Raw genomic sequence first — 12,752 nt, 5'->3', positions numbered from 1 at the left:
TCCTCCTAGTTAGAAACGATATACAAGGCCATACATAATAAACATATTTATGATAAAGATTGAAAGAGCAATTGGTACTTGCGCTTTAATAACTGCATTTTTATCTTTTAGCTCTAAAAGCATTGCCGGAACGATATTAAAGTTTGCTGCCATTGGTGTAAGTAGCGTTCCGCAATATCCAGCAAACATACCGAGTGCTGCCATAATTGCTGGGTTCCCCCCGTGCATTTGAACAATTAAAGGTAAGCCAATTCCGCCAGTAATAACGGCAAACGCCGCGAAAGCATTTCCCATTACGACTGTAAAGAGCATCATTCCTAAACAATACGCCATAACAGCAACAAACGGATACTCTGTCGGTAACACTTGGCCGACTAAATCAGAAACGACTTGGCCAACGCCAGATTTTGCGAAAATACCGCCAAGTGCTGCTAGCATTTGTGGTAAAATAACAGCCCAGCCGACAGCTTGTAATAGTCTACTTCCTTCTTGCACAGGCGTTGTTATTTTCGATTTTGTAATACGCATAGCCGCAACGAATGCAAGTAATGCTCCTAGTGCTAAAGCTACTAGCGTTACTTTATCCGGATCAACAAGGGAGACATTCCCCCATTTAATTTTCCCTAACGTTAACGTACCGATAATTGTAAAAATAGGAATTAATAGTGCAGGCATAAAAATTTTATTTTTTAATTTCTCAGCATGTTTTACACGTTCTTGTACTGGAACTTCTTTCTCCTGAGACTTTGTTACTTTATTTAGTGAAGCTAAAATAACCATTGCGAGCACAATACAGCCAACGTAAAACGAAGGGATTACATTTCCGAATAAAAATGTAACTGCAAATAACGCCCAAAATAAGCTAGAACCAAATCGATTTGGATGTTCACGATTAAACGCAATACGAACAGCGATAAAGGCAACGATTATACCTAATACATAATAGATTGTATCCATAGTTATGATGTTCATATTATATTGCCTCCTTCTCTTCTTTTCCTTCTGTCTTCATTGTTTTCTCTATATATTTATCAAACCTTCTAAACCTAATCCAGCTCACGATAAGTGCAGATATTGCAGTTGGAATACCCCAAAGTGCCATATCCCATACACCGACATGCATACCTACTGAATCGAAGAATCCTTTCATTAATAAAATGGCACCAGTTGCGATAAAAATGTCTTCTCCGAAAAACCAAGCTGTATTTTCCGCAGCCGCTGCGTTTGCTTTAATCTTCTCTCTTAATTTTTCAGGAAGTTTACCGTATTTACCTTGCGCAGCCCCTTCTGCCATCGGTGCAACAAGCGGTCTTACTGTTTGCGCATGACCACCAATATTAAGCCCTAGTGCTGCTGATGATTCTCTTATCGTAAAATATGACATTAATACTCTTCCAGTTGTTGCACCTTTTGATTTCGTTATAAGTGCTTCTGCTCTTTCTTTTAAACCGTAACGCTCTAAAATTCCGATTACCGGTAAAGTTAATATAATTGGCATAGACATATATCTATTTTCTATGAAAAATTTACCGAACATGCTGATCACATCATAAAAACTTAATCCTGAAACCATACCAGTAACAATACCTGCAACCATAACGACTAACAGTGTATTTAATCTAAATAAAAAGCCAACTGCAACAAGTAGTATCCCGATTAATTTAATCATTCCAGCACTTCCCCCTATTTTTTATTTTGGTGCACAAATAGAAATACCATTAAGTACGAATGTTCTGTATATTTTCCCCGCAAATTGAACTGCTTTTTCCCCATCACCATGTAAACAAATCGTTTTCGCCTGAACCGCTACTTTCTCGCCATTCACCGAATTTACATATCCTTCTTTCACCATTTGAAGCACTTGTTTTATCGCTTCGTCTTCATCTTTTATTAGCGCATTTTCTTCTGTACGGCTTGTCAGCGTTCCATCTTGCTTATACGTACGATCTGCAAAGGCTTCTTGTACGAGAGTTACATTGTACTTTTCTGCAGCCTGTATAAACGCCTCGCTATTTGCTAATCCGTAAAGTAATAGACTTGGATTCACATGAGAAATTGCCTTTGCAATTGCATCTGCAATTTCCGGATCAGTCGCCGCCATATTATATAAGGCACCGTGTGGCTTTACATGCTGCATTTTCCCGCCTGCCGCTTTCACAAAAGCGTCTAATGCGCCAATTTGATATAAAACATAGTCGTATACTTCACTTGCTGAAACATTCATGTTCCTTCTACCAAATCCAATTAAATCTGGAAACCCAGGGTGTGCGCCTATTGCTACATTGTGCTGCAGTGCCTTTTCGACCGTTTTCCTCATTACGGCCGGATCACCCGCATGAAAACCACAAGCAACATTTATAGAGGAAACGAACGGAAGAATTTCATCATCATTCCCCATTTTATAAGCTCCAAAACTTTCTCCTAAATCACAATTTAAATCGATTGTCGTCACGATATTTCCCTCCTAATGTCAACTTCGTAAAGTGATGAATTTCTTTAATAGATTCATATTTACTTCTTGTTCTATGTACAATTGTTCCGCTTCCTCAAGCGTAATTTTCTCAAAAGAAACATAGTCCCCCGGTTTTAACTGAGCAAGAAGTGGTAAATCTACTGAAATAATATTTCCCATTCTCGGATAGCCACCTGTCGTTTGCCTATCTGCCATTAATATAATCGGCTGTCCTCCATTAGGAACTTGAATAGTCCCAAATGTAACGGGACTCGATAAAATTTCTTTTTCTTCCACTCTATTTAAAACTTCTCCTTCAACTCTATAGCCCATACGGTCAGCGTAATTAGATACTTTATACTCTTTCGTAAAAAATGCTTGTATACTTTCTTCTGTAAATTGATCATATTCAAAATCAGTTATGATGCGAAGCTTAGAGTACTTCTTATACTGTGGCAGTATGCTGCTGCTAATTGCCCATTTCGTTTTGTTTCGCTCATCGTTTTGTAAGTTTTGAATGCAATGACTCGCCATTTCTGTGTGCGTTCCAATTTGAAAATAATCTCCCTTTTTCAGCATTCTTCCTTCAATACCACCAATTGCAGCACGTATGTAAGTACTTTTGCTTCCCATCGTACGATCAATATGTATACCACCTGCAAAAGTCACATACGCTCTGCAACCGCTTTTCACTTTCCCAAAACAAAGCATACTACCTTCTTCCGCTAAAATGGGACGCCATAATGGAATACGCTTCCCATTCAGTAACGGCTCCATATTTGCTCCGCCAATCGCAAGTAAAGTCGTTTTCTTTATTAACAATTTAGGCCCCCTGATCGTCATTTCGAGTCCCGCTTCATTCTCTTCATTACCGACTAACATATTGATCATCCGGAGTGCACTTTGATCCATGGCCCCGCCAACTGGTACACCGTATTGTTGATAATGAGCTCGCCCTAAATCTTGGACTGTTGTAAACATTCCTGCATGTAAAACCTCTACATCCATTCTTTAGCCCCCTCAAGTGATACATACTCTTCCTTCGTTATTGGGATAAATCGTAAATACATACCACTTTGAATATAGGTCGGTGTTTCTTGTTCTGGATTAAATAATGAAATAGGAGTTCGGCCAATAATATTCCATCCTCCTGGTGTTTCAAGCGGATATATACCTGTTTGATTTCCGCCAATACCTACCGAACCAGGAGAGATTTGTAACCGTGGTATTTCTTTTCTAGGTGTTTCTAGTTCTTTTGATAGTCCTCCTAAATACGGGAACCCTGGTGTAAAACCTAGCATATACACAAAATATGTTGTTTCACTATGTATTCGAATTACATCTTCTACTTGCAAACCGTGATAATGTGCGAGCTCTTCTAAATCAGGTCCATATTCTCCTCCGTAGCAAACTGGTATAGAAATATGTTTCACATCTCGTTTCAACTCTTCCTTATACGTATCGAACATTCCTGTTATGTATTGGCATACGTAATCATACGGTCTTATCTTTCTATCATTTCCCTTCCATACTTCATATAAATTGTAGTAAACAGCTAATGAAGTAAACGACGGAACGCATTCAATCATTCCTGCAAACTGATGTTGCTGCAATGCTTGAAATAATCGTTGCACTTGTTCGTACGTATCCATCCCAATTTCTTCACCAAATGTAACAATAATTGCTTGATCCCCTAACGCAGAAAATTTCATCCCACTCCCTCTTTCTATGCCAAAAAGCCGAGTTCTTTCGAAATGCGATGTGCTGTTTCTTTCACCTTCGCGATAAAATATGAAATATTACTTTCGCTATACTCAATTGCTAATCCCGAAATACTAATACCTGCTACAACCGTTCCATCGCTTGCAAAAATAGGCGCTGCTATAGCCGCAGTATGATTTTCTAACTCAGAGTAGCTAATGGTATGTCCTTCCTTTTTCGCCATTTGTAACACTTCTAGCAATTGCTTCTTATCCACGATTGTTCCATCTGCAAACTGCTTTAAATCCGTTTCCTCTATGTATTTCCGTTTCTCTTCCTCAGAGAAATACGATAGTAAAATTCTCGGACATGCACCAGCATAAAGTGGTGCTCTTCTTCCAACCGCCGTATACACGCGTACAGGCTGAACGCCTTCCATCTTTTCCACATAAATCGCGTCATTACCATCTTGAATAATTAAATTAACTGCCTGTCCTAAACTATTTCTAAGCTCTTTCATATATGGAATCGCAATATTTCTTACGGATAATCTTTGTGAAACAAGTTGACCGAACCGTAAAAAAACGACTCCGAGACGATATTTCCCCTTCTCATTTTTTTGTAAAAACTCCATTTCTTCTAACGAGCCAATTAAACGATAAACAGATGTTTTCGGCATACTCGTAAGCTGAACCATCTCTGTTAAACTTAGTTCTTCATGCTCATAAAACAATTCCAAAATATCCATTGTCTTAACTGCCGTTTTATTTATACTCATTCTATCTCCCTCTTGTTCCGAATTTCGGAACTTGAATTCCGTTTTTCGAAACAAACATATAATTTAAAATTATAAAATATTCTTTCAATTCTATCAATATTTTTTTCACGTACATAATCCGATATATTTTGTCCGCTATTAAAAAAACACATATAATATGTGATTTATATAAAATGAAAATCTCTTGGATGATTGATAGAACTTTAACACCTGAAGAACGAACTATTAGTGAATGTAATTTATATTGGAGTGATTCGCTTCCTGACAGTGAATATAAAATTAACTTTAGAAATCACGACGGTTCACTTTCCAAAGTACATATTGCCACAAAACTATTAGAATAAAAATTACAATAAAAAAGTACGGAAGTTTAGATTTGAAATAAAATTTGATCACCTTTCATTCATAACACCGATAGAAAAGAAAATATAAAAAGCATGTATTAATCAATACATGCTCTTCTCATAGTTATTCAAAGTATTCTTTTTTTAACATGATTGATTGTTCCTTCGTAGAACTAACAAGTCTATTAGTTACATATTACTTATTTTTCAAAATCGTTCTTTTAGCTTTTTTAATCATTCTACTAGTTGATTTTATGTCAGTATCCTTTTCCCATTCTTCACACAGGTTCATTACCCAATCCGGTTTCGTTTTACTTGCATCATTTAACCAGTTTCCAACCGAATCTTGTACATATTTTGATGGATCTGATTTAAGTAAATTAAGAATGGGAAGTGCTTTTTCAGGTTCTTGTTTTAATATTTCAATATGTTTACTCCATACACCTCGAGGACGAATAGATTCTACAGAGAACCTGCGAATATTCTCATCTTCACTTTTTGCCCATTCTACTAACAATTCCACACTTTCTTCTATATTTTGTGAAAGATCTTCTCTAATTGACATCCAAGCAATTTCTCGAACACCAAAATGATGATCCGCCGCAAAAGGTCGAATATACGTTAATGTATCTTTTAATGTGTTATTTGATTTTTTATTCATAAACGCTGCCCAACATCGTACACTATCTGAAATATGCTTAGATAATTTTAACAGTACGTCTTCCTTGTTTCCTTCATTCTCTTTGATTATAATTTCATCTAGTAAAGTGCCTATTATTCGTATGACTTTCATTCCTGTTTCAACGTTCTGTTTTTCCAATTCACCTACTATATATTCCAAACTATTCTTGAGTCCTATTGAAGGTAAGACATTTTTAAGTAGTTCAATATGATTTATAGCTAGCCATTCTGTTAGATTAACACTTTCTATTTTCCCTTGCTGTAGTAACTGTAAGACCTCTTTAGGAATTTCGTTTACTTTCCTGGCTCCTTTCCTGTTTAAGATAACTTTTGATTCTTTCGTTGTCATCTTAATTCCCTCCTTTCAATACTATCTTCAAATAAACAGAGGCCATTCTGAAAAATAATAATCAAAATGACCTCTGTCTTTCTTAAATGAACATTCAGTTTTACAAAAAATGTGATGTAAATCCACTGGAAGAATATTTCTCCCATACTTCTTTATAACGCTCTTACTTGTTTCAACGGCCAGAAAACAGCTTGGCCTTTTCCGACAATTTCATCTTCTGAAATAAATCCGAACATTCGACCGTCTTTCGAAACTTCACGATTATCTCCTAAAACAAACACTTGGCCTTCTGGCACTTTCGTTTTTCCAGTGATTTGTTCTAACGTAAAGTCTGGAGTTAATACACGGCCTGCTGCTTTTTCTTTAAACTCTTTTAAATATGGTTCTTCCATCGCTTTTCCGTTTACATATAAAACATCGTTTTTATACTCCACTGTATCGCCTGGTAAACCAATTACTCGTTTTACTAAATCGTATCCTTCTTTTCCGTGGAAGACAATAATATCAAAGCGCTCTAATCCACTTATACTATAACCAATCTTATTTACGAGAACTCGCTCGTTATTTTCTAAAGTGGGCATCATCGATTCACCTTGTACTAATGAAGGTGTAAATAAAACACCGCGAATAATAGCGATTAATACTAGTGTAAATCCTATCGTTTTAGCCCATGAGAATAATTCTTTCTTCGTATTTTCCTTCATCGTTTCTCCTCTTTCTTACGTGTTTATTGTATGATTTGAACTAATTCTTGCACTAAATTAAGATCAATTTCAGAAAAACATGATTTCCCTTCTCTTACCGCTGTACCGACATGAGCTTGCGAAATTCCAGTTTCATCTAGTAATTTCTTTATATTTTCTTTCGTCACACCAGCTCCAACTACAAGCTGAATTTGGCCATCACTTACCTTTTGCATATCTGTAAGCACCGGAATATTATCAACTATATTTCCTTGTCCACCTGAAGTTAAAACGTGAGTCACTTTATGAAACTTCTTTAAAGTTCTCATCGCTTCTACTGGATTTTCTATATCATCTATCGCACGGTGGTACGTTACATTTATTCCATCTACAACAGATAGTAAATCTGCTAGTTTCTCTTCATCCACTTCATTTTTTTCATTTAATACACCTAATACAACACCAGCTACTCCAAGATTTTGAGCAACTACAATATCCTCTTTCATCATTTCAATTTCTTCTTCCGTATATGTAAAAGACTTCGCATGCGGACGAATCATAACGTGAATCGGTATATGTACTGCTTCTACCGCTTTTTTAATAAAAGCATAACTCGGTGTTAAACCGCCTTCTGTATAAGATGAAATTAATTCAATTCGGTTCCCGCCAGCTCGTTCAATTCGTTTCACATCTTCTAAACATGTTGCAATAACTTCTAGCATGAGATGACCTCTTTTCTTGCTTTTTTCTTATTATACAGTAGGTGAAATAAGAAGCATAGCATTCTCCTATAAAACGATAAAAAGAAGAATGAAAAGAAAGATTTTTTCAATTGATAACGTGTATTGGTAGTGTTATATTTCTCATATTCTACAAAAAAGGAGTAACCCCCTAGAACGCCTGACTAGGTGTCACTCCTTTTTATTTTACAAAAATACTAGTTTTCCCTATACATTTAGTTATTTTTCTTTGTTACTTCATTATAATAGTGGCTAAATGCTTCTACTAATGCGTCAACTGAAGCATACAGTTCTTCTGGTGTATTATCTACCCCTCCCATTTCAATAAGTAAAGCATTTGGAGAAAGGTCTTGATTATATACTCCGTTCCCGCTTTTACGATCTTTAATAAAAATCCCTCGGCTTAAACCGTAATACTTCTCATCTAAATATGAATTTATTGCCGTTACTATTTTTTTATTTTGTTCAAAGTTAGGATTCTCTCGTCCTAATATAAAATAGAGACGAGCATAATTCTTTCCATTAATCTTTTTTGTTGTAATATTTTTTCGTGCATCATCTCTATGAAGGTCCATTGGAAACATAATATTTTTATCTTGCGCCAATTTATCTTGTAATATTTGACGGGATCCCTTGTAAGATTGTGCCCAATTTAAATTTTTATTTCGCAGAAAATCCCTCATATTTGTCGTATCATGTGAAACGCCTATTCCTTTTTCTTCTAACTTTTGTTTTAAATAGTTTCCAACAAACGTAATATTCACTTCATTATTTGTACTAGAGGCATCATCTGGTATAGTAGCACCTGGAATGAGAGGAATAAATGACTCCCAACTATGTGTATGATAAATAAAAACTTTATTTTCACCGTTATTTTGTGTATTTGAATTGTTTTCTTTCTCACTCTTTGGGTGCTCAATAGCAGAACCTTTATCCTTAATATTCTCTAAAGGAATGCTGGATTCTTCAGGAATGTTCGTATAATCTGTTCCTTCCCCAGCAATTAATATTTCCGAATAAAATTGATTCATATTTGGAAGTTCTCGAGTTAATAAGCTTCGAAGGTCATTTACATTAATATTTGTAGAAAGTGAAAGTAAAAAAGATTCCAAAGACGCTCGTCCTTTTTCTTTATGAAATTCTTCTGCAAAATAACGATTTTCACTGCCTATCATATACATAAGGCCTTTAGTAGAATTCGTTCCTAATAATTGGTTAATATAATAAGATTTAAATACGTTTGAATTACTAGAAATGAAGAATGAAGTGAGAATACATATAATCGTGAATAAAAGACATATCATGACATACTTTATATTAAATACTTTCAGTTTCACTTTATTCATTTTATATCTCCCTTCATTTACTATATTCTTACGCATAATTTTTAAGTAATATGATTAATAATTTAATAGAATTGCTTCAACTACTATGTTTTCATTTAAGCTCTTTCCGTAAAGCGAATGAGGTTAAAGTTGCCTTGCGCAGATACCCTCAAAAATTTTAAAAGAAATTAAATAACCTGAGTCTATATAAATATAGAACTCAGGTTATTTAATACTGTTTACTCGACAGGAGGCACTGCATTGATATGGACTTTTTTATTGTCCATATCAATGCCTAATTGGTCTTTCAATAACTTCATACCTTTTTTTGTAAGATGAACAGCCCGATTCTTATCCGTTTTTGTAATCCATTCCTGTTCAAAAAATAGTTTTGCTATTGCAGATCCTAACCAACCAGAAATATGGTAGCGTCGTTCACTCCAATCAAGACAAGGTTTTGCAAATACCCTTCTCTTTATATCTGCCGTTTCAACATTTATTCCAAAATTCAGAAACCACCGCTTACCTTGTTCCGTTACAATGTATTCTCCTTCCTTTAAAATTATAAATTCCCTATGTAGTAATTTTTCAGTTATCTCTACACCGAGTCTGCCTGCAAGATGATCATAGCAAGTTCGAGCATAACGAATTTGTTTTAACTGATCCGATTGTTTTAAAGACCGAACTTGGACTGTTGGTGCAATTGTTCCTAACTTTTCAAGAACTTCTGCTACCTCTTGATTAGCAAGTCGATAGTAACGATGTCTACCATGTTGTTCAACTGTAAGTAGATTCCCCTCTACTAATTTAGAAAGATGAGAACTAATCGTTGGATGTGAAACTTTTGCCTTATAAGCCAATTCACTAGCAGGTAGTGCCTGATTGTTCATTAAACAATCTAAGATAATTGCTCTTGTAGGTTCAGCAATTAGTTTAGCTATGTATGAGATATTCGGATATACATTCATATTTCGATGATACCCTAACTATTAAATTGATACAATTATTTTAAGTTTAATAGTAAAGGAGAATGTATTATGAATGCAATTGATCTTAGTATATTAAATTTAAAAGAAACGAGAAGGCGCTCAGAAAAATTATGGAATTCTCTTCCCAATAATTTTCTTAATTGGAAGCCTGATCATGAGGCTATGTCCTTTGGTGAAATGATTCGTCATGTATGGAGCTCAACTTTTTACTATCATATGATTTTAAAAAACAACGGCTCAATAAATGATATATATTTCCCGTATGATGACGAGCCGATTACTTGTGTAAAAAAAGAAACTGAATTGGCACAAGTATACTTTACTGACTTCATAGAATATGTACAATCCATAAGCATAGCTGAGCTAGATTCAACCCTTATTGATCGAAGCGATGTTGGCTATCAAAGATATTTAGGCGACATGCTATTACGAATTGCCTATCATGATGCGGTCCATGCAGGGCAATTTTTACAATATTTACGCATGATAAACTTGGAAAGACCTTTAATTTGGGATTAAAAGTTTCCCAACTAACATTGCAATAAATATTCTTTCAGCCAATAACAATCCAAAATCACGATAACCATTTATATTAAAAATCTACATCTGAATTTGGTACGTCGTACACATAAAAAGCACGTGTTTGATTAATAATCAAACACGTGCTTTCAAAATAACTATATTGTCCATAAACAATAAAATGCAAGTTAAAAAAACTACGACCGAAACGCCGCATCCGCTAATATAGATAGTGTTGCATCATCCATCGGCGGATTGTGCAATCCTGCTCTGACATTTAAATAGTAACGGTGAAGTGGATTTTTTTCTGATAAACTTTTTGCTCCTACGATGCGCATTGCTTTATCAACAATAGATATCGCTGCATTCGTTACGGCATATTTCACTGCTGCTAGTTCTGCTTGCAGTGATAATTTATCTTCTGCCTCATCGTACTTTTTCGAAATTTGATATAAAAAGACGCGAGCTTGCATAAGCTCGAGTTCTAATTCTCCAACTAATCTTCTAATATTCGGTAATAAACTAATAGAATGGTTTAAACTATTTGGCTTGTATGATCCCGCAAACTGAACTGCATAATTTCTTGCTGATTGTGCAATTCCTAAATAACATGCTGGTATATGTAGCAACCAGCCAATACCCTTTTGTTTCACTTTCCCGCCCTTTACATCTGTAAAAAAGCGACTTTCTATCTCTACATTTTGTAAGACAAGGTCGTGACTAGCAGTCCCTCGCATCGCAACGCTATCCCACGTTTCTTCAATGGATACACCGAGCGTATTTCTTGGAATGACAAACTCACCAACTTCTTCACGGCCTTCCATACTTGCTGAAATAATAAAATAATCAAGTACTGGCGCCATCGTTGTAAAAGTTTTTCTTCCATTTATAATCCACTTCTCGCCTTGTTGAACCGCTATTGTTTCTGGTTTTCCACCACGCGTCGGACTCCCTGTTTTCGGCTCTGTTGCCGCCCTGTTAAAGAGCGCCCCGTTACGTACTTCTTCGCAAAACCATTTGAACATCTCATCATTCCAAGAGCGATTTTCCGCTAGCTCTTTCACAATGCCAAGATGCCAGCCAATCGATAATGCAGTAGCTCCGCAGCCTTCCGCGATTTTCTCTTGAAATAAAACGAAGTCATATAAAGAAATCGCACTACCACCAAATTCCTTCGGTAACGTTAATTTCGTATATCCAATATCTTTCAAATCATTTATATTTTCATACGGAAATGATCCTAATTCACTTAATTGATGCTCTCTTTCCATGAACTTCGGAATCAATGTATTTATTTGCTCAATAATGAAAGATTGTTTTTCTGTTTCAACAAATGAGAGTGCCATACTATAATCTCCTTTATGTTCGATTCATAAACCGTTCATTTTGTCATTATGATTATATGAAGCTACCTCTCTATTGTTTCACTATTCCGATAAAAATACAATGTTTTTGACTAATAAGAAAAGTTCCTATTGAAAGATAGGTTCTTTTCTTATTAGTCTCCCTTCAATGCCTTTAACGGCAAAGAGGTTACATATCCAATATACGAGAATAATTCTTTAAAGAAGAATGGTATTTCTGTATCTAACGTTTTATATGCTGATGTCGGCGTTGGTGAAGCATACGCTTCAATATTAATATGTTTTGCGATTCTCATTGCGCGTTTCATATGAAGTGGATCACTTACAATCGTGTATGTGCGTATTCCGTTCTCTATTCCAACTTCCTTCGCATTCTTTAAATTTTCTTCAGTGAAAAGTGATTTTGTTTCAATTAAAATATCTTCCTCTTTTACACCTTGTTTCATTGCATATACTCTTGCAGTACGCGCTTCCTCAAGCTCTGCCTCAAACTTTGTACCACCTGTAAAAATAATCTTTTTAATATTTCCGTTCTTATATAAAGAAATCGCATGATTAATTCTTTCTTTAAATACAGGAGATGGTTTTCCATTCCATGAAGCTGCTCCTAGTACGATACCAGCATCCGTTCTCACGCTATCATCTGTTTTAAAACGATAGCTCCAAATATCGTAAGCTGCGTAACTTACATATAAAATAGCAGAACAAATCATTAGTAAAAATACTTGAAAGATTCGTCTTTTCTTACTCTTCTTATTTTCTTTCATTTGTAATTGCCTCCGTACATCATCCATACTTCTATAAAAAAACATTTATATCAAATCGTT

The 12,752-nt window shown here is 35.4% G+C and carries 14 protein-coding genes and 1 pseudogene; 2 read left to right on the top strand and 13 right to left on the bottom strand.

Annotated features, from left to right (window positions below):
* Window positions 1-9: 9 nt before the first annotated feature.
* Genes QEP67_RS12375 through QEP67_RS12350 form a run of 6 tightly spaced genes read right to left on the bottom strand, consistent with a single transcriptional unit; the run spans window position 10 to window position 4,931 of the window.
* Window positions 10-972 carry a DUF979 domain-containing protein gene (locus QEP67_RS12375; RefSeq protein WP_353706588.1) on the bottom strand — a complete coding sequence of 321 codons (963 nt, stop codon included), beginning with the start codon at window positions 970-972 and terminating at the stop codon, window positions 10-12.
* 1 nt (window position 973) lies between these two features.
* Window positions 974-1,669 carry a DUF969 domain-containing protein gene (locus QEP67_RS12370; protein ID WP_000593393.1) on the bottom strand — a complete coding sequence of 232 codons (696 nt, stop codon included), beginning with the start codon at window positions 1,667-1,669 and terminating at the stop codon, window positions 974-976.
* A 21-nt stretch (window positions 1,670-1,690) separates the two neighbouring features.
* Window positions 1,691-2,452: a 5-oxoprolinase subunit PxpA gene (gene pxpA, locus QEP67_RS12365; RefSeq protein ID WP_064057523.1), complete on the bottom strand. Its 762-nt coding sequence runs from the start codon at window positions 2,450-2,452 to the stop codon at window positions 1,691-1,693.
* A gap of 18 nt (window positions 2,453-2,470) precedes the next feature.
* The gene (locus QEP67_RS12360; RefSeq protein ID WP_064057522.1) at window positions 2,471-3,460 is read right to left on the bottom strand and encodes a biotin-dependent carboxyltransferase family protein; all 990 of its coding nucleotides are present in this window, start codon (window positions 3,458-3,460) and stop codon (window positions 2,471-2,473) included.
* Window positions 3,451-4,164 (bottom strand): 5-oxoprolinase subunit PxpB, encoded by a 714-nt coding sequence (gene pxpB, locus QEP67_RS12355; protein ID WP_000672248.1) that lies wholly within the window; start codon window positions 4,162-4,164, stop codon window positions 3,451-3,453. Before pxpB ends, QEP67_RS12360 begins: the two co-directional genes overlap by 10 nt.
* A 14-nt stretch (window positions 4,165-4,178) precedes the next feature.
* Window positions 4,179-4,931 (bottom strand): IclR family transcriptional regulator, encoded by a 753-nt coding sequence (locus QEP67_RS12350; RefSeq protein ID WP_353706587.1) that lies wholly within the window; start codon window positions 4,929-4,931, stop codon window positions 4,179-4,181.
* Window positions 4,932-5,095: 164 nt separating this feature from the next.
* Between QEP67_RS12350 and QEP67_RS12345 the strand changes: the two are divergent.
* Window positions 5,096-5,275: pseudogene (locus tag QEP67_RS12345) on the top strand (hypothetical protein); the annotation flags it as partial.
* A gap of 196 nt (window positions 5,276-5,471) precedes the next feature.
* Here the strand turns inward: QEP67_RS12345 and QEP67_RS12340 are convergent.
* From QEP67_RS12340 to QEP67_RS12320, 5 genes are all read right to left on the bottom strand, one after another.
* A complete protein-coding gene (locus QEP67_RS12340; protein ID WP_074650743.1) occupies window positions 5,472-6,305 on the bottom strand; it encodes a DNA alkylation repair protein in 834 nt (277 codons plus the stop codon).
* 152 nt (window positions 6,306-6,457) lie between these two features.
* Window positions 6,458-7,009, bottom strand: coding sequence for a signal peptidase I (gene lepB, locus QEP67_RS12335; protein WP_000662493.1), 552 nt, complete (start codon window positions 7,007-7,009; stop codon window positions 6,458-6,460).
* Between the two features lie 23 nt (window positions 7,010-7,032).
* Window positions 7,033-7,710, bottom strand: a complete 678-nt coding sequence (locus QEP67_RS12330) for a copper homeostasis protein CutC (protein ID WP_048566128.1) — start codon at window positions 7,708-7,710, stop codon at window positions 7,033-7,035.
* Window positions 7,711-7,943: 233 nt separating this feature from the next.
* On the bottom strand, window positions 7,944-9,074 hold the full coding sequence (locus QEP67_RS12325) for a stage II sporulation protein P (RefSeq protein ID WP_001045275.1): 1,131 nt from the start codon (window positions 9,072-9,074) through the stop codon (window positions 7,944-7,946).
* Window positions 9,075-9,292: 218 nt separating this feature from the next.
* Window positions 9,293-10,021, bottom strand: a complete 729-nt coding sequence (locus QEP67_RS12320; RefSeq protein WP_001103791.1) for a helix-turn-helix transcriptional regulator — start codon at window positions 10,019-10,021, stop codon at window positions 9,293-9,295.
* Between the two features lie 69 nt (window positions 10,022-10,090).
* Here QEP67_RS12320 and QEP67_RS12315 point away from each other — a divergent pair, with 69 nt between their 5' ends.
* A complete protein-coding gene (locus QEP67_RS12315; protein ID WP_000991280.1) occupies window positions 10,091-10,561 on the top strand; it encodes a DinB family protein in 471 nt (156 codons plus the stop codon).
* A gap of 197 nt (window positions 10,562-10,758) precedes the next feature.
* On the opposite strand, the gene QEP67_RS12310 is transcribed toward QEP67_RS12315, so the two are convergent.
* Together QEP67_RS12310 and QEP67_RS12305 are read right to left on the bottom strand one after the other, a co-directional pair.
* Window positions 10,759-11,907, bottom strand: coding sequence for an acyl-CoA dehydrogenase family protein (locus QEP67_RS12310; protein WP_001218401.1), 1,149 nt, complete (start codon window positions 11,905-11,907; stop codon window positions 10,759-10,761).
* A gap of 152 nt (window positions 11,908-12,059) precedes the next feature.
* On the bottom strand, window positions 12,060-12,692 hold the full coding sequence (locus tag QEP67_RS12305; protein WP_000662227.1) for a YdcF family protein: 633 nt from the start codon (window positions 12,690-12,692) through the stop codon (window positions 12,060-12,062).
* Between the last annotated feature and the right edge of the window lie 60 nt (window positions 12,693-12,752).

This window comes from Bacillus cereus group sp. MS39 (genome assembly GCF_040448665.1).
In the GTDB taxonomy this organism is placed as follows: Bacteria; Bacillota; Bacilli; order Bacillales; family Bacillaceae_G; genus Bacillus_A; species Bacillus_A wiedmannii.
This window is presented reverse-complemented; position numbering and strand designations above follow the sequence as displayed.

Excerpts from the sequence above, each read along its gene's own strand:
- QEP67_RS12375 (WP_353706588.1), bottom strand. The coding sequence starts at position 972 with ATGAACATCATAACTATGGATACAATCTATTATGTATTAGGTATAATC.
- QEP67_RS12370 (WP_000593393.1), bottom strand. The coding sequence starts at position 1,669 with ATGATTAAATTAATCGGGATACTACTTGTTGCAGTTGGCTTTTTATTT.
- QEP67_RS12360 (WP_064057522.1), bottom strand. The coding sequence starts at position 3,460 with ATGGATGTAGAGGTTTTACATGCAGGAATGTTTACAACAGTCCAAGAT.
- pxpB (WP_000672248.1), bottom strand. The coding sequence starts at position 4,164 with ATGAAATTTTCTGCGTTAGGGGATCAAGCAATTATTGTTACATTTGGT.
- QEP67_RS12350 (WP_353706587.1), bottom strand. The coding sequence starts at position 4,931 with ATGAGTATAAATAAAACGGCAGTTAAGACAATGGATATTTTGGAATTG.
- QEP67_RS12340 (WP_074650743.1), bottom strand. The coding sequence starts at position 6,305 with ATGACAACGAAAGAATCAAAAGTTATCTTAAACAGGAAAGGAGCCAGG.
- lepB (WP_000662493.1), bottom strand. The coding sequence starts at position 7,009 with ATGAAGGAAAATACGAAGAAAGAATTATTCTCATGGGCTAAAACGATA.
- QEP67_RS12330 (WP_048566128.1), bottom strand. The coding sequence starts at position 7,710 with ATGCTAGAAGTTATTGCAACATGTTTAGAAGATGTGAAACGAATTGAA.
- QEP67_RS12325 (WP_001045275.1), bottom strand. The coding sequence starts at position 9,074 with ATGAATAAAGTGAAACTGAAAGTATTTAATATAAAGTATGTCATGATA.
- QEP67_RS12320 (WP_001103791.1), bottom strand. The coding sequence starts at position 10,021 with ATGAATGTATATCCGAATATCTCATACATAGCTAAACTAATTGCTGAA.
- QEP67_RS12315 (WP_000991280.1), top strand. The coding sequence starts at position 10,091 with ATGAATGCAATTGATCTTAGTATATTAAATTTAAAAGAAACGAGAAGG.
- QEP67_RS12310 (WP_001218401.1), bottom strand. The coding sequence starts at position 11,907 with ATGGCACTCTCATTTGTTGAAACAGAAAAACAATCTTTCATTATTGAG.
- QEP67_RS12305 (WP_000662227.1), bottom strand. The coding sequence starts at position 12,692 with ATGAAAGAAAATAAGAAGAGTAAGAAAAGACGAATCTTTCAAGTATTT.